The sequence below is a fragment of the Microbacterium sp. genome (assembly GCF_041909575.1).
In the GTDB taxonomy this organism is placed as follows: domain Bacteria; phylum Actinomycetota; class Actinomycetes; order Actinomycetales; family Microbacteriaceae; genus Microbacterium.
Genome location: NZ_JAYRDE010000051.1, coordinates 1 through 20921, shown reverse-complemented (window position 1 = coordinate 20921; position 20921 = coordinate 1). Strand labels below are relative to the sequence as shown.

At 71.1% G+C, this 20921-nt stretch carries 20 protein-coding genes; 11 read left to right on the top strand and 9 right to left on the bottom strand.

Annotation, left to right across the window (positions count from 1 at the left end; all coding sequences use genetic code 11):
- Positions 1-57: 57 nt before the first annotated feature.
- On the bottom strand, positions 58-687 hold the full coding sequence (locus ACE3O1_RS08865; RefSeq protein ID WP_374314595.1) for a hypothetical protein: 630 nt from the start codon (positions 685-687) through the stop codon (positions 58-60).
- Between the two features lie 361 nt (positions 688-1048).
- Here ACE3O1_RS08865 and ACE3O1_RS08860 point away from each other — a divergent pair, with 361 nt between their 5' ends.
- The 5 genes from ACE3O1_RS08860 (at position 1049) to ACE3O1_RS08840 (ending at position 8065) form a co-directional block, all read left to right on the top strand.
- Positions 1049-2239 carry a hypothetical protein gene (locus tag ACE3O1_RS08860; protein ID WP_374314593.1) on the top strand — a complete coding sequence of 397 codons (1191 nt, stop codon included), beginning with the start codon at positions 1049-1051 and terminating at the stop codon, positions 2237-2239.
- Positions 2240-2565: 326 nt separating this feature from the next.
- Positions 2566-5484 carry an immunoglobulin-like domain-containing protein gene (locus ACE3O1_RS08855; RefSeq protein ID WP_374314591.1) on the top strand — a complete coding sequence of 973 codons (2919 nt, stop codon included), beginning with the start codon at positions 2566-2568 and terminating at the stop codon, positions 5482-5484.
- Between the two features lie 180 nt (positions 5485-5664).
- Positions 5665-6594, top strand: a complete 930-nt coding sequence (locus tag ACE3O1_RS08850; protein ID WP_374314589.1) for an oxygenase MpaB family protein — start codon at positions 5665-5667, stop codon at positions 6592-6594.
- Between the two features lie 52 nt (positions 6595-6646).
- Positions 6647-7495: an NAD-dependent epimerase/dehydratase family protein gene (locus tag ACE3O1_RS08845; protein ID WP_374314587.1), complete on the top strand. Its 849-nt coding sequence runs from the start codon at positions 6647-6649 to the stop codon at positions 7493-7495.
- A 21-nt stretch (positions 7496-7516) separates the two neighbouring features.
- Positions 7517-8065, top strand: a complete 549-nt coding sequence (locus tag ACE3O1_RS08840; RefSeq protein ID WP_374314585.1) for a DUF1992 domain-containing protein — start codon at positions 7517-7519, stop codon at positions 8063-8065.
- A 3-nt stretch (positions 8066-8068) separates the two neighbouring features.
- On the opposite strand, the gene ACE3O1_RS08835 is transcribed toward ACE3O1_RS08840, so the two are convergent.
- Entirely contained in the window at positions 8069-8359 is a 291-nt protein-coding gene (locus ACE3O1_RS08835) for a DUF4287 domain-containing protein (RefSeq protein WP_374314583.1), read from the bottom strand.
- 149 nt (positions 8360-8508) lie between these two features.
- Here ACE3O1_RS08835 and ACE3O1_RS08830 point away from each other — a divergent pair, with 149 nt between their 5' ends.
- Both ACE3O1_RS08830 and ACE3O1_RS08825 read left to right on the top strand, forming a co-directional pair.
- Positions 8509-9747, top strand: coding sequence for an MFS transporter (locus ACE3O1_RS08830; protein WP_374314581.1), 1239 nt, complete (start codon positions 8509-8511; stop codon positions 9745-9747).
- 59 nt (positions 9748-9806) lie between these two features.
- Entirely contained in the window at positions 9807-10148 is a 342-nt protein-coding gene (locus ACE3O1_RS08825; protein WP_374314579.1) for a DUF2834 domain-containing protein, read from the top strand.
- Between the two features lie 3 nt (positions 10149-10151).
- Here the strand turns inward: ACE3O1_RS08825 and ACE3O1_RS08820 are convergent, their stop codons facing one another.
- Together ACE3O1_RS08820 and ACE3O1_RS08815 are read right to left on the bottom strand one after the other, a co-directional pair.
- The gene (locus ACE3O1_RS08820) at positions 10152-10370 is read right to left on the bottom strand and encodes a hypothetical protein (protein WP_374314576.1); all 219 of its coding nucleotides are present in this window, start codon (positions 10368-10370) and stop codon (positions 10152-10154) included.
- 37 nt (positions 10371-10407) lie between these two features.
- A complete protein-coding gene (locus ACE3O1_RS08815) occupies positions 10408-10923 on the bottom strand; it encodes a gluconokinase (RefSeq protein ID WP_374314574.1) in 516 nt (171 codons plus the stop codon).
- A 124-nt stretch (positions 10924-11047) separates the two neighbouring features.
- Here ACE3O1_RS08815 and ACE3O1_RS08810 point away from each other — a divergent pair, with 124 nt between their 5' ends.
- From ACE3O1_RS08810 to ACE3O1_RS08800, 3 genes are all read left to right on the top strand, one after another.
- Positions 11048-11419: a PadR family transcriptional regulator gene (locus ACE3O1_RS08810; protein ID WP_374314572.1), complete on the top strand. Its 372-nt coding sequence runs from the start codon at positions 11048-11050 to the stop codon at positions 11417-11419.
- Positions 11416-12801, top strand: a complete 1386-nt coding sequence (locus ACE3O1_RS08805; RefSeq protein WP_374314570.1) for a permease prefix domain 1-containing protein — start codon at positions 11416-11418, stop codon at positions 12799-12801. Before ACE3O1_RS08810 ends, ACE3O1_RS08805 begins: the two co-directional genes overlap by 4 nt.
- A gap of 146 nt (positions 12802-12947) precedes the next feature.
- Positions 12948-14342 carry a glutamate decarboxylase gene (locus ACE3O1_RS08800; protein WP_374314568.1) on the top strand — a complete coding sequence of 465 codons (1395 nt, stop codon included), beginning with the start codon at positions 12948-12950 and terminating at the stop codon, positions 14340-14342.
- 55 nt (positions 14343-14397) lie between these two features.
- On the opposite strand, the gene ACE3O1_RS08795 is transcribed toward ACE3O1_RS08800, so the two are convergent.
- A complete protein-coding gene (locus tag ACE3O1_RS08795) occupies positions 14398-14700 on the bottom strand; it encodes a hypothetical protein (protein WP_374314566.1) in 303 nt (100 codons plus the stop codon).
- A 282-nt stretch (positions 14701-14982) separates the two neighbouring features.
- On the opposite strand from ACE3O1_RS08795, the gene ACE3O1_RS08790 reads away from it, so the two are divergent.
- Positions 14983-15735, top strand: coding sequence for a hypothetical protein (locus ACE3O1_RS08790; RefSeq protein WP_374314564.1), 753 nt, complete (start codon positions 14983-14985; stop codon positions 15733-15735).
- Here the strand turns inward: ACE3O1_RS08790 and ACE3O1_RS08785 are convergent.
- From ACE3O1_RS08785 to ACE3O1_RS08770, 4 genes are all read right to left on the bottom strand, one after another.
- Positions 15732-16181: a hypothetical protein gene (locus ACE3O1_RS08785; RefSeq protein WP_374314562.1), complete on the bottom strand. Its 450-nt coding sequence runs from the start codon at positions 16179-16181 to the stop codon at positions 15732-15734. The two genes, ACE3O1_RS08790 and ACE3O1_RS08785, sit on opposite strands and share 4 nt — an antisense overlap.
- Positions 16182-16215: 34 nt before the next feature.
- Positions 16216-16641 carry a VOC family protein gene (locus ACE3O1_RS08780; protein WP_374314560.1) on the bottom strand — a complete coding sequence of 142 codons (426 nt, stop codon included), beginning with the start codon at positions 16639-16641 and terminating at the stop codon, positions 16216-16218.
- A 321-nt stretch (positions 16642-16962) separates the two neighbouring features.
- Entirely contained in the window at positions 16963-18765 is a 1803-nt protein-coding gene (locus ACE3O1_RS08775) for a sigma-70 family RNA polymerase sigma factor (protein ID WP_374314558.1), read from the bottom strand.
- An 88-nt stretch (positions 18766-18853) separates the two neighbouring features.
- Positions 18854-20632 carry a sigma-70 family RNA polymerase sigma factor gene (locus ACE3O1_RS08770; protein ID WP_374314556.1) on the bottom strand — a complete coding sequence of 593 codons (1779 nt, stop codon included), beginning with the start codon at positions 20630-20632 and terminating at the stop codon, positions 18854-18856.
- Positions 20633-20921 lie beyond the last annotated feature (289 nt).

The following is a 20921-nucleotide window of genomic DNA, read 5'->3' as shown; positions in this document are numbered from 1 at the left end:
CCTCTGTGGGGGGGGGGGGGCCACACCCCCCCCCCGACCCGATTCAACACGAGTGCGTCACTCGCCGGTAATGGCGTCCTCCCACAGCGTGAGGGTGATCGTCGCCGAGTAGGCGCCGGGGGCGACATCCACCGGCGTCTTGAGGAACAGGTCGGCGTTGGCGGTCCACGAGCCGCTGGGCAGCTCGCCGAAGTTCGGCGCGATTGCCAGCAGCTCCTCGCCGCCGAGACCCACGGCGTCGGGGCCGTCGTCGAGGATGGTGTCGACCTGCTCGCCGGCGATCACGTCGCCGTTGCTGTCGTCACTCGTCAGCGCCGGGGCCCACCCGAGGTGCTCGGGGCCGATCGCCGGCAGGCCTTCGGCCGTGAAGGCGGACGACTGGCCGTTGACGTACCAGTAGGTGTCGGCGGGAACCTCGGCCCGGTCGTCGGTGACGGTGACCGTCGGAAGCACGCCGTCGAACTGACGAACGGCGGGGTCGCCCGAGTCGACCTCGGTGAGCGCCGTCGAGTCTGCCGCGACGCTCATCGTGAGCGCGCCGACGGGCTCCAAGGCCTCGATCGTGACGTTGACGTCGACGTCGTCGCTGCCCACCTCATCGGCGATGGCTGCGCCGGCGACGCCGATCAGGAGCATCCCGCCGAGCGCACCGGCGGTGGTGCGCGCGATCAGTCCTCGCTTGTTCATTCGTTTCTCCAATTCCCGGTCGGCACCCCTGCCGAGCCGAAGTTGCGAGCGACCGGACCATCCGGCCGTCGGGACTCGCTGGAAGCCTCAGCCGCGGCCGAGTGCCTCTGTCTCACGTAGGTCAGCGCTCGTGGAAAGGTTGAGCATGTTCGCACCTTTGCTCTCGGATCCGACGGTGGATCGACTGGCTCTCCGGGGATGTTACCGGCAACAGTTAGCGGAAACAAGATCGAATCGACCCGCGGTCACCAAGCGCCGATGACCGACGGAAGGGGCGACTCGATCGGCGGACGGCCAGCGAGCAGCGGCAGCGGCAGCGGGGTGGGCGTAGGGTGGCGCGCGGATTCCATAGAGTTCAGGGGTGGAGATCGCCGCCGAGACGCCCCCGCCCACCCAGCCCGAGGCGCCGTGGCCCCCGGAAGCGGTCGCGCCGGCCCCGCCGCGCAGGCGTCGACGCTGGATCATCCTGACGGTCGCGGCGATCGCGTCGATCTGCGCCGCGGCATCGCTGCATCTCTGGGCGAACCTCGTGTTCGACCAAGCCGACGGTGCTCTCCGCGCCGCCGTCGACCGCGCAGCAGCCGTGCGGCAGGATCTCGGCGCCGACGCGCTGGTGACGTCGTCGACGGCCGTGTGGGCGGGCCAGATCGTGGATGTCGCGACCGATGCCGTGGTCGCCGCGACCGCGATCGACGCACTGGCGTCGGCGACGGCAGAGGCCGAGGCCACGCTCGGCGTCGCTGACGACCTCCTGGACTCGCCGCTTCCCGTGATCGCCGAGAAGCCGCTGTGGACATGGGACCTCCTGGGGCTCGCGAGCGAGTTCGAGCACCGCACGGTGGACGCCGACGACGCCCGCCTCGCCGCCGAGGCCTCCGCCATGGACGTCGGCTCCGCCCAGGAAGAACTGGACGATGCCGGCGTCGCCCTGTTCGCCAGCGCGGCGCCTGCCGCGGCGAAGCTGGAGACCGCCAACATCTCGGCGCGCAGCTCGTCGGTCCTCGACTTCCGTGATTCGGCCGAGACCGTTGCGGGTCTCGAGCGGGTCGGGTCACGAGCGGTCGCCGCGGTCAAGCGGTACACGAGCCTCGCCGCCGGGCTGGTGCGCTCGAATGCGAACGAACTCGCCGAGAAGGCCGGCCCCCTCGCCGGCATCCGACTCGAGATCGAGGCCTACGCCCGCTCGATCTCGGGTGGTGTCGTGCTCGACTTCGACTGGGCGCCCGTGGTCAACGGCTACGGCGGCAGCTGGGGAATGGCGGGGACCGCCACCTGGACGCCCGATCGCGGCGGCTATTCGACCATCACGCTGTCGGACTCGGTCGCCGAGCAGTGGCCGTCCGCCGATGCGCGTGCACTGGTCACTCACGAGGTCGGCCATTCGATCACTTCCAAGTGCTGGCAGAAGTTCGATTCGAGCGACTCCGCCGCGAACGAAGAGTGGGCCACAGCATGGGCGATCAGTCTGGGGCACACTGCGTCGGGCAACGGCACGCAGGCGTACGGCTACCCGTCGCAGGGGATGATCGACCTTGCGGCGACCTGCCGCTGAGGCGCCGTCGCCCGCTCCCGCAACGAGCCTCGCGGAACTCGCCGCTTCTGCGAGGCTCGCACGGCGCCCCTCCCTCCGGCTCGACGATCGGCGTGGTCTGCGTTAGCGCTAACTGAAACGGGCGCGCCACCCTTGACATCGCGGCTGCCGCGCTCGTACCGTGGGGGAATCCGAGAGTGTTCTCGGTAACAACCAGACACCTGCGACCCATCCCTCCCGGGCACGGCCGCCGAACTCCCTGCGCGACGACGCACAGAGTCGACCCGACGGCGACGTCGCGGTCGCAACGCCGTCGGCGCGACCCCGACGAGACGAGGAACCAGCGCATGCGAACGCGCCGCACAACCCGAATCCTCGCGAGAGGCGGTGCGGTCGCCACGGCCGTCGCCCTCGCACTGACCGGCGCCGTCGCGCCCGCGGCGCACGCCGCGATCGAGGCGCAGCCCCTCATCCACTACACGTTCGACGCTGCTTCGGGCACGAACGTCGTCGACGCGAGCGGCAACGGGCACGATGCGACCGTCCGCCAGTCGGGCGCGGTGGTCAGCGACGGCGTCCTCAGCCTTCCCGGCGGCTCGCGCACGACGTCCGCGTACGTCGAGATCCCGTCGGCGCCGCTGGTCGGCAAGGCCGATCTGACGATCTCGACGTGGATGTCCAACCGCACCGGGCCCGCCAACGTCGCAGCGGCCTTCATCGGTGCCCCCGTCGCCTCCGGCGCGTCGTTCTCATCGGGGTACTGGCTCCTCAATCCGACCAACCCGGCCGGCTACGTCAAGGACGTCATCACCAACACGACCAACGCCGCGGCCCCGTGGGGCACCGAGGTCGGCCCCGGATCCACGAACGCCGCGACATCCGGCATCCGCACCCCCGCGGGGATGTCGCTCTACACGACGGTCATCGACGGCACGGCCGGACAGCTTCGCGTCTACGTGAACGGCACCCGGATCGCCCAGACGGCGATCGCGCGCAACGTGGCGTCGTTCGGCTCGTCGCTCGTGTCGTACATCGGCCGTTCGACCTACAACGACGCCAACTGGAACGGCGAGGTCGACGACTTCGCGATCTACGGCGAGGCTCTCGACGAGACCGAGGTGCAGGCCCTCTTCGCAGGCGAGGCGCTCGATCGCGCCGTCGCGGCCGTCGACGTGCCGGGGTCGGCGGTTGCAGACTTCACCCTTCCCACCAGCAGCTACGGCGCGCAGGTCACGTGGGAATCGGACGACCCCGCGATCGCCGTGACCGGCGGGACCGCCGCAGTCACCCGCCCCGCCGCGGGCGCGGGCGACGCGACTGTGACGCTCACCGCGATCTTCACCGTCGGCGGTGAGACGCGCACCCGCACCTACGCGGTCACGGTTCCCGAGGACCTCGCCGACGACGTGAAGGCGCAGCAGGATCTCGATGCCGTCGAGATCCGCGGGGCCGGCAACATCCGCACGAACTTCTCGGTCCCTGCGACCGGAGAGCAGGGCTCGGCGATCACGTGGGCGGTGAGCTCCGGCGCGGCTTACGCGAGCCTGCGCGACGGCGTGACCGCCGATGCCCGCACCGTCGAGGTCGAACGACCGGCCGCCGGCACGGAGGCCGTCGAGGTCGTGCTCACCGCCACGGCGACGAACGGCACCGCGCAGCGCACGCGGGAGTTCCGTCTCCAGGTCCAGCCCATGCCCGCCGGCACCGCCGACACCGAGGCGTACGTGTGGGCGTTCTTCACCGGCGAAGGCGCCGGCGCCGAGCGCGTCAGCCTGGCCGCCTCGAAGGGCAACGACGCGCTGGCGTGGAACACCCTGAACGACGGCGAGCCGCTGTTCACCTCCGAGCTCGGCACGCAGGGCCTGCGCGACCCGTTCATCATCCGCTCCCCCGAGGGTGACCGCTTCTACATGCTGGCCACCGACCTGAAGGTCGCGGGACTCGCGGGGGGCTTCACCACGGCGCAGATCTCGGGCTCGCGCTACATCGAGGTGTGGGAGTCGGACGACCTCGTCAATTGGTCGGAGCAGCGACACGTCAAGGTGTCGTCCGACTTCGCCGGGAACACGTGGGCCCCGGAGGCCTACTGGGACGAGGAGCTCGACACCTTCGTCGTCTTCTGGGCGTCGAACCTGTACCCGACTCCGAACGCCGCGGACCGCACGGCCGTGACGTACAACCGCATGATGTACGCGACGACCGACGACTTCGTGACATTCTCGGAGCCCCGGATCTGGAGCGACGTCCCTCGTGGCACCGGTCGCGGACTGATCGACTCGACGGTCGCGAAAGTCGACGGCGTGTACCACCGGTTCACCAAGGACGAGGCATCCATGACGCTGCGCCAGGAGAAGTCGACGGACCTGCTGGCCACGACCACCGGCACGCTTCCCGGCGCGACCGGACCGGCTGACCAGTGGACGCTGGTCAAGGAGCGCGTCGCCTCGGGCCTGCCCAACGGCGAGCCGGGCGGCACGTACTCGAGCGGCGAGGGCCCGAGCATCTTCCCCGCGAACGAGGGCGACGTGAATGGGTTGGACTGGTTCCTCTTCATCGATCAGCCGAACTACCACGGCGGACCGAACTACTACATCCCGTTCGGCTCGGACGACATCGCCGACGGCGACTCGTGGGTGCCGCTGGGGACGAAGCTCCGGGCCAACCTGCCGCAGAACTCCGACGGCGGCAAGCCCCGCCACGGCACGGTGATCCCGGTCACCCGCGCCGAGTACCAGAAGGTGCTGGAGGCGTACGCGCCGCACATCGCGGTCGCGTCCGTCGGAGCGCTCGACGTCACGACCCGCGCCGGCGCGGCGCCCGTGCTGCCGCAGGCCGAGCTCACGAAGGCCGACGGCTCGCAGCAGACGGTCGCCGTCGCATGGGAGGCCGTCGATCCCGCCAGCTACGCCGCCCCCGGCACGTTCACCGTCGCGGGCGTCGCACAGGACGACTCGCGCATGCCCGTCGAGGCCACCGTCACGGTGGAACCGGCGGTCGACGTCCAGGTGTCGACGGCGACGCGCTGCGTCTCGGGCAAGGTGGTGCTCACCGCCACGCTCGCGAACGGCTCGACCGACGCCGCGCAGGTCGAAGTGCAGACGTCGTTCGGCACGAGGTCGGCCACGATCCCCGCCGGCAAGACGACCTCGTACGCGTTCACGACGCGCGCCGGTTCGATCGCCGCGGGAGAGGTGCGGGCGACGGTCACCCACGGCGCGGTGTCCGGCACGGTGACGGCCGACTACGCGGCGCGCACCTGCGGCTGATCCGTCGCCCCGACATCGGGCCGAAAGACTGCTCGGTCACGTGACACGCCGCGTCGCGGCATCCCGGAGCGGCGTGTCACCGTGACGCGGCAGTCTTTCGGCCCGGGGCGGTCCGGCCGGCCCGGCCCGAACGGCCCGTCTGGCGGGCCGCGGCATCCGTCGCCGTGGGACGCTGGAGGGGTGACGAAGACGGATGCCGGAGGCCGCAGCGGCGCGATCGCCGGCGTGCGCGCGCGGCTGCTCACCGCCCTCTCGGGCGACCCCGCCGGCACGCCGCCCTGGGTGCGCGACCTCGCCGAGGGCGACGACGCGGGCTACTTCCCCGAAGACGGCGCGGCGTGGGTGGTGCACGGCGGAATGGGCACGATGGTCGCGGGCATCCGGGCGCTGCTGATGCAGGCGCTGCATCCCGGCGCGCTCGCGGGGGTTCACGACTGGTCGCGCTACCGGGAGGATCCGATCGGCCGGCTCACGGGCACGGTCCGCTGGGTGATCTGCCTCACCTACGGCTCGCGCGCCCAGGCCGAGCGCGAGACGGCCAGGGTCGGGCGCTTCCACGAGCGGGTGACGGGCACCTACCGGGCCGCGGACGGGGCCGAGCGCTCGTACTCGGCGGCTGACGCCGAACTGGTCGAGTGGGTGCACCTGGCCTTCACGGACGCGTTCCTCTCGTGCCACCAGACCTGGGGCCGCGCGATTCCCGGCGGTGCCGACGGCTACGTCGGCGAGTGGGCGACTGCCGGACGGCTCATGCGGGTGGCCGAGCCGCCGCGCACCGAGGCGGAGCTCCGAGCGAAGCTCGACGACTACCTCGAGCGCGGCATCCTGCGACGCGACGAGCGCGTCGACGACGTCGTGCGTTTCCTCCGCCGTCCGCCGTTCCCCGGATCGCGCTCGATGTCGCTGGCCTACCGCGTGCTGTTCGCGGGCGCGGTCGCGACCATCCCGCGCCGGTACCGGAAGCTGCTGGGAGTGCGACGCACCCTGCTCCCGGCCGTCACCGCGACACGGGTCGTCCTCGCGGTGACCGAGCGGGCCTTGAACTCCGGACCGCGCGCCCAGGACTTCGCGCGCCGGCGGCTGCGCCGGCTGGAGACGTCTCGGGCCTGACGCCCGGGTTGGTTTCGGGACCCGGATGCCGCAGCCGTGGCACGCTGGAAGCATGCGCATCGCTCTCACCGGGTCCACCGGAAAGCTCGGAACCGTCGTCGCCCGCGAGCTCCGGGCGGCGGGATACGACGTCATCGGCATGGACGTCGTCGGCACACGCGGACCCTCCTTCGTGCAGGTCGACCTCACCGACTACGGCCAGGTGATCGACGCGTTCGGAGGAGTCGGGGATCGCCACGACGGCATCGACGCGGTCGTGCACCTCGGCGCGATCCCGGCGCCCGGCATCCGCAGCGACATCGCGACCTTCCACAACAACATGGCCGCGACGTTCAACGTCTTCTGGGCGGCGGTGCGGCTCGGCATCCGTCGCATCGTCTACGCCTCCAGCGAGACGGTCCAGGGCCTCCCGTTCGACGCGCCGCCGCCCTATGTGCCGGTCGACGAGGACTACGCACCGCGCCCCGAGTCGGTGTACTCGCTGGTCAAGACCCTCGAGGAGCGCCTCGCGCTCGAGCTGGTGCGCTGGCACCCCGACCTGTCGATCACGGCGCTGCGCTTCTCGAACGTGATGGTGCCCGAGGACTACGCCGAGTTCCCCTCGTTCGACGCGGATGCGCGCCTGCGCAAGTGGAACCTCTGGGGGTACATCGATGCCCGCGACGGCGCCCAGGCCGTCCAGCGCGCCCTCGAGGTCGCCCCGCCGGGTTTCGACAACTTCCTGATCGCGGCATCCGACACCGTCATGTCCCGCCCCAACGCCGAACTCCTCGCTGAGGTGTTCCCGGGCGTGCCGGTCGCCCGCGACTTCGGCCCGAACGACACGCTCCTGTCGATCGACAAGGCGCGTCGCCTGCTGGGCTTCGACCCGCAGCACACCTGGCGCACCCACGTGGGCTGACCGCATCGACCGGAGGTGACGATGAGCGACGATCCCCGCATCTCGGCCGCGCGCTATCGCCAGGAGCGCGACGGCGGAGGGACGGATGCTGCGGCCGAGGAGTCCCGGTCCGGCGCAGCGGGCGCGGTCGACCGTGCGGCCTATGTCGAGGTGACGATCCAGCAGGCGATCCGGCGCGGCGACTTCGACGACCTGCCGGGCGCGGGCAAGCCCATCCCGGGCCTCGGGTCCTCGCACGACCCGGACTGGTGGATCCGGCGCAAGATCCAGTCCGAGCAGCTGACGGGTCTCGGCCCGCCGGCCCTTCGACTGCGGGTCGAGGACGCCGAGCTCGAGGCACGGCTCGACGAGCTCTCGCGCGAGGAGGACGTGCGCGAGACCCTCGAGGACTTCAACCGGCGCGTGATCGAGGCGCGGCGTCAGCTGCTCGGCGGGCCGCCCGTCATCACACCTCTGCGCGACGTCGAGGCCGAGATCGTGGCCTGGGCCGGGCGCCGTTCCCGTCGCCCCGAGCCGTCACCGGATGCCGCGCCGCCGCGCCGCCGCTGGTGGCGGCGATCCCGGGACTGACGCTCAGCCGGCCGGGTTGGAAGCCTTCCCGTCGAGCCAGAGGGTGTTCGACGGGTCGGAGTGCGTCCCGCCGGAGTCGACGTGCTTGTCGCTGATCTGCGGACCCTTGGTGATCACGTGCACGATCGCCATCGCGTGGCCGCGCCCGAGGCCGTAGTCGGCGGCGAGCCACTCCACGATCGGCGTCGCTTTGGTCGTCTCGTCGAAGCCCTTGTCGTGAGCGAGGTCGATCAGCTGTCGCGGGGTGAGTCCCGTCTTGGTCTCGACCGCGTCGAGGTAGGCCTGGAAAGACATGCCCGGATCCTATCGCCGGGCACCCTCAGGTACCGCCCGGGCCGCACCCGGTAGACTGGGGTCACCATCCTCGATGTGTATCTACCTGGCCCCGCGGCCAAGGCGGCACGACGTGCCGCATCCCGCGGCGGAACTGCACAGGAACAACGATGCACACCACTCTCGCGGCGCCTCGCCGCACGAGCCTCGTCCGCGAGGCCGGATTCGGCTACTTCCCGATCGCGCTGATCGCGCGCCTGCCCTTCGCCATGATGGTGGTCGGCATCCTGACCCTCGTGGTCTCGGCGCGCGACTCGCTCGCCCTCGGCGGCCTCACGTCCGCCATGACGGGCCTCGGCACCGCCCTGTTCGGTCCGCTGCTCGGCGCTGCCGCCGACCGTTTCGGCCAGCGCCGCGTGCTGCTCATCGCGGGCACCGTGAACAGCCTGCTGCTGGTCGCGATCGCGTGGCTCGCGTTCGCCGCGGTTCCGGATGCCGCGCTCCTCGTCGTCGCGTTCCTCATCGGCGCGTCGATGCCCCAGGTCGCGCCGCTCTCGCGCAGCCGGCTGGTCGGGATCATCGGCCGCACGTTCTCGAAGGACCGCCGTGACGCCGCCGTGGGCGGGACGATGGCCTACGAATCCGCCGCGGACGAGATCGTGTTCGTCTTCGGCCCGGTGATCGTGGGACTGCTCGCCACCACCATGAGCCCGGCGGCCCCCGTGATCGGCGCGGCCGTGCTCGCCCTGGTGTTCGTGACCGCATTCGCCCTGCATCCGACCGCTGCCGCGGCCCCTGTCGCCCACGGCGCCCAGCCGCAGCAGGCGGCCGCGCGCGAGCTGCTCCGCCCGGCACTGCTCACGACCGTCGTCGGCACGCTGGGGATGGGCCTGTTCTTCGGCGCGATGCTCACCTCCCTCACGGCCTTCATGGCGGAGCGGGGGGTGCCCGAGCAGGCCGGCCTGGTCTACGGTGCGATGGGCATCGGATCGGCCGCGCTGGCACTCGGCGTCGCCCTCTTCCCCGCTCGCTTCACCCTCCCGGCGCGGTGGCTCGTGTTCGGGCTCGTCCTGGTCGGCGGAACGCTCGCCCTGCCCTTCGCCGGCAGCGTCGGCGCGATGACCGCGTGCCTCCTCGTGATCGGCATCGGCATCGGCCCGACCCTCGTCACCCAGTACAGCCTCGCTGCGGCGCGCAGCCCGCTCGGGCGCTCGGCCACTGTCATGACGATGCTGGGTTCGGCGGTCGTGGTCGGCCAGTCCGCGGCATCCGCTCTCACCGGGATCCTCGCCGAGACCGCAGGCACGCAGGCGGCGCTCGTCGCCCCGATCGTGGCCGCCGTCGTGGTGCTCGCGGCCGGGATCGCGAACGTGCCGCTGTCACGGACCAGGCCGCGGGCGCAGGGCTGAGTCGGGGCGCACCGCACGCGAAGCGGTGCCCGCCGCGGTCGCCGGGGCATGATCGGCGCATGACGCGTCACTGGACTCCGCTCGCCGTCGTCTACCTCTGCCTCGCCGTCGCGGGGCTGATCGGCACCTGGATCTTCAACGCGCTGGCGATCCTCCAGCTGCGCGACTTCCTCGGCGATCTCGTCTCGAGCGGTCCCGCGGTCTCGTCGATCACCGTGGACCTGCTCGTGGTCGCCGTGGCCGGAAGCGTGTTCGTGATCGTCGAGGCGCGCCGCCTCGGCATGCGTTTCGGGTGGCTCTACGTCGTCGGCGCGGCGATCACGGCGTTCGCCTTCACCTTCCCGCTGTTCCTCGCGATGCGCGAGCGCCGCAAGACCGAGATCGCACGCGCGGCGGAGTGAGGCTCAGAGAGCGGCGATGCGGGTCGTGAGCTGGTCGAGCGTGTCGGCGGGAAGCTGACCGCCCGCCATCTTCAGCACCGCCGCCGCGGGCATGCCCTTCGCGAACCCGATCATCGGGTGGTCGGGCAGCTCGGGCACCAGTTCGACGATGAGGCCGCGGGCTTCCGGGTCGTCGAGCAGTTCGCCGAGCGTCGTCGTCTCGAGATCGTACTTGCCGGCCATGCGCACTCCTGCCTCGCCCCCGGCCGATCCGGGGTGGCTACAGCCTGTCAGAGCCGGCGGCATCCGCCCAGCTCTCGTAGGCCGCGGCGACGACGTCGGCGGGCGCGGCGGCGATCGACACCACTGCTCCGACCTCGTCCCGTCCGAGGGGCTCGAGCAGGGCGAGCTGCGAGGTGAGCAGTGAGGCCGGCATGAAATGGTCGGTCCGCGCGCCGATGCGCTCGGCGAGGAGCTCGGGGGATCCGTCGAGCTGCACGAAGAAGGCGTCGGGAGCAATGGCCCGGATGCTGTCGCGGTACGTCCGCCGGAGCGCCGAGCAGGCGACGACCGCGGTGCCGTCACGCCGCTCCGCAGCCACCATAGCCTCCGCGACCAGGGCGAGCCACGGCATCCGGTCCTCGTCAGTCAGCGGCGTGCCCGCCCGCATCTTGGCGACGTTCGCGGGGGGATGGAAGTCGTCGGCATCGAGGAACGTGCCCCCGACGCGCTTCGCCAGGCCGGCGGCGATCGTGGACTTTCCCGATCCCGCGACCCCCATCACGACGATCGGCACGGGCGGAGCTCCTCGGGTGGTCGGACGGATGCCTCCCCCAGCGTATCCGGGATGGGAGTTCCCGCCCGGCACTTCGTACCTTGCAGCTCTATGTACCTTGTGCTTCTAGGTATAGGGTGATCGCGTGAAGATCGGCAAAGACCTGGTCGCCGCCGCGGCGACCCCCATGGTGCTCGGCATCCTCGCCGAGGGCGAGTCGTACGGGTACGCCATCCTCCAGCGAGTGGGCGAACTGTCCGGCGGCGAACTCGAGTGGAGCGACGGCATGCTCTATCCCCTTCTCCATCGCCTCGAGCGACTCGGGCACGTGGAGGCGACGTGGGGAGCCTCGCCGGCCGGACGACCCCGCAAGCACTACCGGCTCAGCCCCGCAGGCGAAGCCGCGTTCGCCGAGCAGCGTCGCCAGTGGAGCGTCGTGAGCCACGCGCTGCAGCAGGTGTGGACCGACCGGGACGGCGGACGCAGCACGTTCGCGCTCGGAGGTGCACCGGCATGAGCCCCGACCTCGACCCCGGCGTCGAAGAGCAGATCGCCGCGTGGCGGACCTACGTCGCCCGCCGCGACGCCATCGCCGGTCGCGACGTCGACGAGCTCGAGGATCACCTGCGCGACCAGATCGGCCGGCTCGAGGCATCCGGTCTCGCCCCCGATGAGGCGTTCCTCGTGGCGGTCAAACGGATGGGAGGCGTCGACGAGCTCTCGCGCGAGTTCGCCCGCGAGCACTCGGAGAGGCTCTGGAAGCAGCTGGTGATCGCGGACCCCGGCGCCGACGCGTCGCGCTCCCGCGCGCTCCCGCTGGCCGTCGGCCTCGCCGTGGCGGCCGCGGTGGCGGTGAAGATCCCGGCGCTGTTCGGCATCGGCTTCGCGAGCGGCGGCGAGTTCTACATCCGCAACCTCGCGCTGCTCGTGCTTCCTTTCCTCGCCGCCTACTTCCTGATCCGTCGCCGCGCGTCGATGGTGACGACGGCCGCCGTCGCGCTCCCGTTCGCTGGGACCGCACTGGTTTTGAATCTGTACCCTTTCGAACCGGATGCCGCGACCCTCGCCCTCGCGGCGATCCAGGCGGTCGTCGCCCTGTGGATCGTCGTGGGCATCGCCTACGTCGGAGGCGACGTGCGCTCGAGCCGGGCGCGCATGGACTTCATCCGGTTCACCGGCGAATGGTTCGTCTACTTCGTGCTCATCGCCCTGGGCGGGGCGGTGCTCGTGGCGCTCACGATCGCGGTCTTCGGCGCCATCGGGCTCGACGCCGCGGATTTCGTGGAGGAGTGGGCGATTCCGTGCGGCGTGGCCGGCGCTGTGGTCATCGCCGGGTGGCTCGTCGAGGCCAAGCAGAGCGTCATCGAGAACATCGCCCCCGTGCTCACCAAGCTCTTCAGTCCGCTGTTCACACTTCTGCTTCTGGCGTTCTTCGTGGCGGGTCTCCTGCAGGGCAGCCTCGTCGAGCCCGTGGACGGCGCCCCGGAGATGTTCGGGCAGCGCGACCTGCTCATCGTGTTCGACGTCGTGCTCGTGGTCGTGCTCGGCCTGCTGCTGTACGCGATGTCGGCCCGAGACCCGCTCGCGCCCCCGTCCTGGTTCGAACGGCTGCAGCTCGTGATGTTGATCGCGGCCATCCTCGTCGACCTGCTCGTGCTGATCGCGATGATCGGCCGGATCGCCGAGTACGGAGCGAGCCCGAACAAGCTCGCGTCGCTCGGACTCAACCTGATTCTGCTGGCGAACCTCGCGGGCGCCGCGTGGCTGCACCTGCGGTTCATCCTCCGGCGCACGCCGTGGGATCGGCTCGAGCGCTGGCAGACCGGGTTCATGCCGGTCTACCTCGTCTGGTCGGCCATCATCGTCGTCGTCTTCCCGCCCCTGTTCGGCTACATCTGACGCGCGACGGCCTCACCCTCCGGATCACCCCGCCGGAGGGTTGACACACCGCAGGGCCCCGGCCAGTCTTGCCTCGAAACCCTCGCCGACGTCCCTCCTGGCCGCCTGGACACGGCGAGTTCAGGCGCGCACCGGAGGACCACGACATGCTGCACAACAAGGACGACATCCGCGACGAGCTGCTCGACGAGGTGTTCGCCTCCACCGACCTGTCGGTGTCGCTTCCGAAGTACCGGATGCCGCAGAACGAGCACCTGGCACGGCACGCGTATCAGGTGGTGATCGACGAGCTGATGCTCGACGGCAACTCGCGGCAGAACCTCGCGACGTTCTGTCAGACCTGGCTGGAGCCCGAGGTGCGCTCGATCATGGCCGAGACCCTCGACAAGAACATGATCGACAAGGACGAGTATCCGCAGACGGCCGAGCTCGAGGCCCGCTGCGTGCACATCCTCGCCGACCTGTGGAACTCGCCCGAGGCGCAGAACACGCTCGGCACGTCCACCACGGGATCGAGCGAGGCGGCGATGCTCGGCGGCATGGCGCTGCTGTGGAACTGGCGGGCACGTCAGCGGGCGGCGGGCAAGCCGACGGACAAGCCGAACCTGATCACCGGCCCGGTGCAGGTGTGCTGGCACAAATTCGCCCGCTACTGGGACGTCGAGCTGCGCGAGATCCCGATGGAGGGCGAGCGCTTCATCATGAACGCCGACGAGGTGATCAAGCGGGTCGACGAGAACACGATCGGCGTCGTCCCGACCCTCGGGGTCACCTTCACCGGGCAGTACGAGCCGGTCCACGAGGTGAGCAACGCACTCGACGCACTGGAGGAGGAGACCGGGCTCGACATCCCGATCCACGTCGACGGCGCCAGCGGCGGCTTCCTGGCGCCTTTCACGGTGCCGGAGCTGGTGTGGGACTTCCGGCTCCCCCGCGTGAAATCCATCAACACGTCCGGTCACAAGTTCGGCCTCGCGCCGCTGGGCGTCGGCTGGATCGTGTGGCGGGATGCCGCGGACCTGCCGGAGGACCTGGTCTTCAACGTGAACTATCTCGGCGGCAACATGCCGACGTTCGCGCTGAACTTCTCACGCCCCGGCGGTCAGATCGTCGCGCAGTACTACAACTTCGTGCGGCTGGGCCGGGAGGGCTATCGCAAGGTGCAGATGTCGTGCCACGACACCGCGATGTACCTGGCCGAGCAGATCGCCCAGCTCGGGCACTTCGAGATCATCAACGACGGCGGCCCGCAGAGCGGCATCCCCGCCGTGTCGTGGAAGCTCAAGGACGGGGTGGAGCATCCGTTCAACCTGTTCGACCTCGCCGACCGGCTGCGCACGCGCGGCTGGCAGGTGCCGGCGTACACGATGCCCAAGGACCGCGAAGATCTTCCGTTGCAGCGGATCCTCGTGCGCCAGGGATTCGACCGCGACGCGGCATCCCTCCTCATGAACGACTACCGCGACGCGATCGCGCACTTCGACGCGCACCCGATCGTGAACTCGATGACCGAGGAGGAAGCGGGCACCTTCCACCACTGACGCGTGACAGGACCCGGGCCGCGCCGGCGCGGTGCGCGTTCCAATCGGACGGGCGTCAGGCGACGCGGGTTCCGAGAACGTTCGAGGGCGGGAACGGGCCGGACTGCGCCGTTCCGGTGACGCGGTCGCCCACGACCTGGAGCCGGAACACCAGCGACGTTGGCAACGGCGCGGCGAGCTCCAGAACGAACTGCGCCACGTCCCCCGTCACCGTGCCCGAGCGGATCGGAACCGGGCCGGACGCGCCCACCGCCGTGCCCGTGAGCGCCGTGCCCGCTGTGCTGAGCGTGAGGTCGTAGCGTCGTGACCCCGCCAGTGTCGCGACCTCGATCGCCCACCTGCCATCGAATCCCGCCATGCGAAGCTCCTGATCCCGCGACCTGAAGCAGCCGCGGGACCCATTCTGCTCGCTGGGAGGCGCGTGCAGGTACCTGTCGGGTGCGCGGTGACGCGGCATCCGACACGGATTTGAAACTTGAGACTCGCAGTCTCTAAAGTGTCCATGTGCTCGCCGGGGGGTAGGGCACACCGGGCCGCAGAGGAGTGCGCAGCCGAGCGGCCCGTGCCGGTGCCGGGTTCTGGGGACCCGGCACCGCGACCCGACCGCCCATGGCCGCCTCGCACAGGCGATAATCGGACCATGTCGAACCTGGAACCCCGCACCCGGAGGCCCGCAGGCGAGACACGCGCCCTGATGCTCGGGACGGCGATCGAGCGGGTCGCTTCCGAGGGCCTGCACCTCGACTACGCGAACCTCGAGCTGGAGGATCTGATCCGCGCCGCGGGAGTGCCGCGATCGACGGTCTTCCGGATCTGGCCGGACCGTGACGCCTTCATCGCCGACCTCGTCCGCGCGCTGTTCGAGGCCGATCCCGGGTTCGAGGCGGGCTTCGACGAGGCGACCCTGCTGCTGCTCGAGAGCACGATCGCGGCGGCCGCGGCCGAGCCGGGTGGCCGTGAGGCGGCGCTGCAGGCCGTCATCCGCGAGACTGCGGCGCACAACATCGTCGCCGTCGAGGACTCCCTCACCTGGCGCGCGTACCGCAGTCTGTCGGCGGCACTGGCCAGCGGTGACTCCGTCCCGGGCGGAGAGGGCATCCGCGTCCTCCTCGGAGAGATCGAGCAGCGCTACGTCGAGCGGATGGCCGAGGTCTACGGGCGGCTCAACACGGCGCTCGGACTGCGGATGAGGACCGGGCTCACCGCGCGGGACCTCGCGCTGGCCGTCATGGGCGTGATCGATGGGATGAGCGACCACCGCCGGATCGATCCGGATGCCGTCGACCGGCCGCGAGAGGTGTCGCTCGGTGCCGACGGCACGCACGCATGGCATCTCGCCGGTCTCGCGGTTTACGGCGTCTACACGGCATTCACCGAGGACGCCGGAACCTAGGCCCGGGCGTCGCGCAGGACCGCTGCGGGCACGTCCTGCTCGCCGTCGGTGATGAGGTGCCCGAGTCGCGCCCGCCACCACTCCCGGCGGGCGATGAGGTAGGCCGACGCGTACTCCTCGCGCCACCGCACGAAGTCTCTCATCAGCTCGTGGGATCGCACGGTCGCGCGCTGATCGAGGCGGACCGCGTTGGCCACCCACCCCGCGTCCGAGCGGGCCGTCTGCGCGCCGGATGCGCCGCTCGCGAGCGGATGGATCACGCCCAGCACCTCGGGCGCGAGATGCGGGGCGGCTGCCCGTGCCGCGTCGACCCGCGCGGCGGCGCCGAGTTCGTCGAGGATGCTGCGCAGCGACTCGGGCATGTCGCCGAGCAGCCGGAACTCCAGAAGCCTGTCGATCGCGGCGAGCTCGGCGGCGGGGACGGCAGTGACGCGGACCGTCGCCATCACACCTCCCGACGTCGCGGGCGTCCGACGATGCTCACCGCTGGGTCGCGTCGCCGATGTTCACGAACCACTGCACCCCGTACCGGTCCACCAGCCCGCCGAACGCCGCACCCCACGGCGCTGTCTCCAGCGGCATCGTCACCGTGCCGTGCCGCGCCAGTGCGTCCCAGCACCCGCGCAGCGCGACCTCGTCGGAGCTCGCGCCGCTCAACGAGATCGTGATCCGTGCGCCGGCTTCGAACGGCATCCCCGGCAGCGTGTCCGCGCCCATCAGGGTGAAGCCTGCGGGCGTCTCCAGCTGCGCGTGCATGATCAGCTGAAGCTGATCATCGGTCATGCCGTCCATCGGGAACTCTTCGAACGTGTCCATCTGCAGCGTGCCGCCGAACACCGTCCGGTAATACTCCATCGCCTCACGGGCGTTCCCGTCGAAGCTGATGTAGGGATTCAGGCGTGCCATCGCGTGTCCTCTCGATCGATGCGGCCCACGGGAGCGCGGCTTCGCTGCCGATGACTGTCTGACCTCAGCGGGCGCAGATCATGACGGCATCCGCACTCGTGGAGCCTCATCGGATGTCGCGTCATCTTCGAGGATGCATGTCGTCCTCCTTGGTAGGGAGGACGTGCCGGAATCCCTGCATTCCGGCGCCTGGGACCTCCCGAATCCGAGGAGCGGGATGGGGATCCCGCCTCGGGGGGCGCGGGGGGTGCGGTGCTTGGGGCACAGCACCTCCCGCGCCGACTCGCGCCGAGGGAAGTGTGCCGGGCCCGCGGAAATGGCCTACGGCGCGTCGGGCGAGCCCGGGACGACGATCACGTGGTGATCGACCGCGACGCCGGATCGCCCGACGCCATCGAGGTACCGGAGGGACAGCTCATGGGAGCCGAGATGGACGTCGACCATGTCGAACGAGGCGGAACCCGCGTCCGGAATCAGCACGGGCTGCTGGGGAATCCCGTCGATGAGGAGGGAGACGTAAGCACCGGGAAGGCCGGTGATCTCGACTCGAGCGTCGTCGGCGTCCCCATCCCCGTCGAGATCGGTCATCGAGAGGGAGTGGTCGCCACTCGGCGAGGACACGGCGGGCGTCGCGAAGGTGAGGGGGCCGAGGCCGCCGCTCGTTCCAGTCTCGTCCGCGGAGTCACCTGCGACGCGCGCGAACAGCGTCATTCCCTGGCGCAGGGCGTCGCCGGAGACGTCGGCGAAGAAGACGCCGTCCGCGCCCACCTGGGTCGAGACCAGAACGGCACCGAGCTCGTCGAGGATCTCCAGCGTCGCGCCCGGCTCGGCCACTCCTGAGAGCACTGGAGGCACGGGCATCGACGGGGCGAGGGTCATGGTGAACCGCGGCACCGCGGGCGGCTCCTGCGGCTCCACCGGCGCCTCGGGCTCTTCGATCACGGGGTCGGACGGGGGCTGAGGCGCCGCGGCCGAGGGCGCGACGGGCGACTGCGCACGCGGCGGAGCGGGCGCCGGCGCCGGCACGACCTGGGGCCGGGTCGGCTGTGCAGCGCGCGGCGTCGCCGCCGGCCGCGGGGCAGTGGTCGGGCGCGATGAAGCGGCGTCGTCCGCGGGCGCGGAGAGCGGGCGCGCGATGATCGCGGAGTCCGCGGCTGACCGCTGGGCGGGAAGTACGGCGGCGACGGCGGCGAGGGTGCCGGCAGCCACGATCAGCGCGGCGACGACTCCGGCGGCCACGAGGAGCATGCCGGGCAGCGAGCCGGCGGAGCGGTGGACGGTGCGGGGGATGGCGGACCCCGAGCCCGTGTGCGCTGACGCCGAGTCCGCGCCACTGGGCAGCAGGCCGACGGAGGCGGTCCCCCCGAGCACCAGCGGGATCATGATCGCGCGCAGTCGCTGCGAGACGTTCTTCACGTCGTCGACGACGATCTGGCAGGCGCGACACGCATGAAGGTGGCCCTCGAAACGACCGCGATCCGCGCGAGGCAACGGCTTCTTGCCCGTCGCGATGACCCGCTCGCAGACCCACGCGCACTCGGCCGGGCGAGACTGCTCGGCGATGTGGCCCGCCAGCCACGCCTGCCGGAAGCCGTCGCGGGCACGGTACGCGAGGGCCGAGACCGCGTTCGGCGACATGCCCATGAGCGGTGCGATCTCGCGCGGCTTCATCCCCTCGACCTCGAGGTACCAGAGCAGCGTGCGCCACCGCTCCGGCAGGCTGCGGAACGCGGTGGCCATCAGCGCTCGGTCCGCGTACCGCTCCACCGGGTCATCGGCCGGGGCCGACCGCGCGTCGAGGTCGTCGGTCGCCAGCTCCTTCGAGCGCGAGCCCCAGGTCGCGGCGGTGTTGCGGATCGCCGCGAAGAGGTAGGGCCGGAAGCCGTCGCGAGGACCCCCTCCGCTTCGGATCGCGGACAGCACCGCGGCGAACGCCTCTGCGACGAGATCGTCGGGGTCGAAGGCGGTGGTGATCGCTCGTGCCACCCGTCGTGCGGTCGGGGCATGCCGCTTCCAGAGCACCCCGTAGGCCTCGACGTCGCCGGCGCGCGTGGCATCCACCAGCTCGTCGTCGGTCCGGACGTCTTCGATCACGTCCCATTGCGCATCGATCGTCGTGCTCACGTGCCCCCCACAGCATTCCGGCTCCCAGTCGGAGCTAAGAGATAAAGACCGGAGGCGATGAGGATCATGACGCGCGTTCAGGCAACTCTCAGCTTGAGTCGCTGGTCGGGCACCGGGATGCGGGAAACCAGCGACCTTCGTGCGTTCCGTCGACGTAGCGCCCGAGGAGGCTGTGACGATGCCCGGGCGGGGCCGGGAGGACGAGCGTCGCCGTGCCGTCCTGCGAGAGCACGACCTCGGAGCGGATGCCGGAGAGCTCGATCTGCACCGATCGCCCCGGCAGCCCGGTGATGTCGACGGTGAGCGACTCGGTACCCTGACGACGGCTCTGACACGCGCAGACCTCGAGCCCGGCGAGTTCGAAGGCGACCTGCACCGCGACGGACGCGCGTCCGGGGGCGCGGGCCGTGAACTCGAGGACGCTGGTTCCTACGGGCAGCGCTGTCTCCGCCGGAAGACTCCACCGGCCGCTCGCGTCGGCGACGGCGCTCCGCGTTCCGGTTGGGGACGACATGCTCACGGTGGCCCCCGCCGTCGCGGAACCGGTGAAGGCCGGATGGAAGGGGTACGGCTGCGCGAGGGGGTCGACGGTGAGGGTGGCGGCCTGTGGGGGTCGCGGGCTCGGCGTGGGCGTCGGTGTCGGAGTTGGGCTCGGACTCGGACTCGGGCTGGTAGTTGCGGGGGTTGCGGGGATCGCCGGGACCGGCGACGGCGGCGTGGTCTGGCGAGGTTGGGATGCCGGCGACGGCCGTCCTGCCGGCGCCTTCGTCGCGCGGGGCGCGGCTTCGGGAGACGGGGCGAGCAGGGCGTACGGCGTGGCGGTCGGAGCAGGATCCACCGGCGTCTGCGGGTGCAGGAGGGCGGTGGCGACGACCGCGGCCGCCAGCGTCGCGACGACCGCGACTCCGCTCTGCGCGAGCGTCCGGGCGGATCGATGCGAGTGCGCCGCGGCGACGCCGGCGACGGCGACGGCGGGCGCGGGCTGCGCGAGCGGCAGCGCGACGCCGGCGGCAGCCGTCCCGAATCCGACGACGACGAGCGCCCTCAGACGCCGCGACACCGTCGCCGCGTCGCCGGCCAGCGCCCTGCAGGAGGGGCACCGCTCGAGGTGGCGCTCGATGCGCTGGCGGGTCGCGGCGCTGACCGATCCGCGCGCATAGGCCCCGAGGTTCTTGGTGACGAATCGGCACTCCGCATCGGAGTCGATCGTCTCGAGATGAGCCTGCACCCAGGCCGTGCGCAGACCTTCTCGCGCCCGATATGTGAGGGCGGCTGCGGCGTTGGCCGACAGGCCGAGTGCGCGCCCTATCTCGGCGGCCGTGTACCCCTCGACCTCGCTGTACCAGAGCACCTCGCGCCAGCGCTCGGGCAGCGAGAGGAAGGCGGTCGAGAGCACGGAATCCCGCTCGACGGCGGGTTGCACCATGTCCTGAGTGTCGACATACGCGGTGGGATCCTCGACGGCGATCTCGCGGCTGCGGGTGCCCCACGTGGCCGCGGTGTTCCGGATGGTCGCCGCGAGGTAGGGCATGAGCGCTTCATCGGGACCGTTGCCCGCGCGGATGGCCCGGTAGACCTTCGCGAAGGCCTCAGAGGTGAGATCGTCTGCGTCGAACCTGCGGGTCACCGCACCCGCCACGCGGCGGGCGGCTTCGATGTGGCGCCGCCACAGTGCCCCGAACGCGTCGCGATCACCCGCGCGCGTCGCGTCGATGAGTTCTGCGTCCGTCCTTTCGCTTTCTTCCGTCCCGGTGCTTCGGTCGTCGAAATCAGTCAAGTAACCCCCTCGGCCCGTCGTACAGCGCACGGGCGCAACCGAAGGACTCAGGGCGGATGCCGGGTATGACGCGATCTCGAAAATGAACATCGTTCGCGCCGCCGCGTCAGAGTTGACGCGCGCATCCGTCTTCATGGGTGAGGGGCTCGTCGGCACCCCAGCCGACGATTCGGGTTGCCCCTCGATCGGAGTGCGTGACTCAACCACGTCCCGAGGGGTCGATCGGTGGGTTCTCCCACCGCACCGGTCGGCCCATCCCCGGCTCACCGGGGAGGGTGGGAGCGAATCTCGTTTCCACCGGCGCGGGGGCCCGGGGGCCGGGGGGGCCCCCCGCCCCCCGGCGCCACGCCCCCCCCCGGGGGGCGGCGCCCCCGGCGGG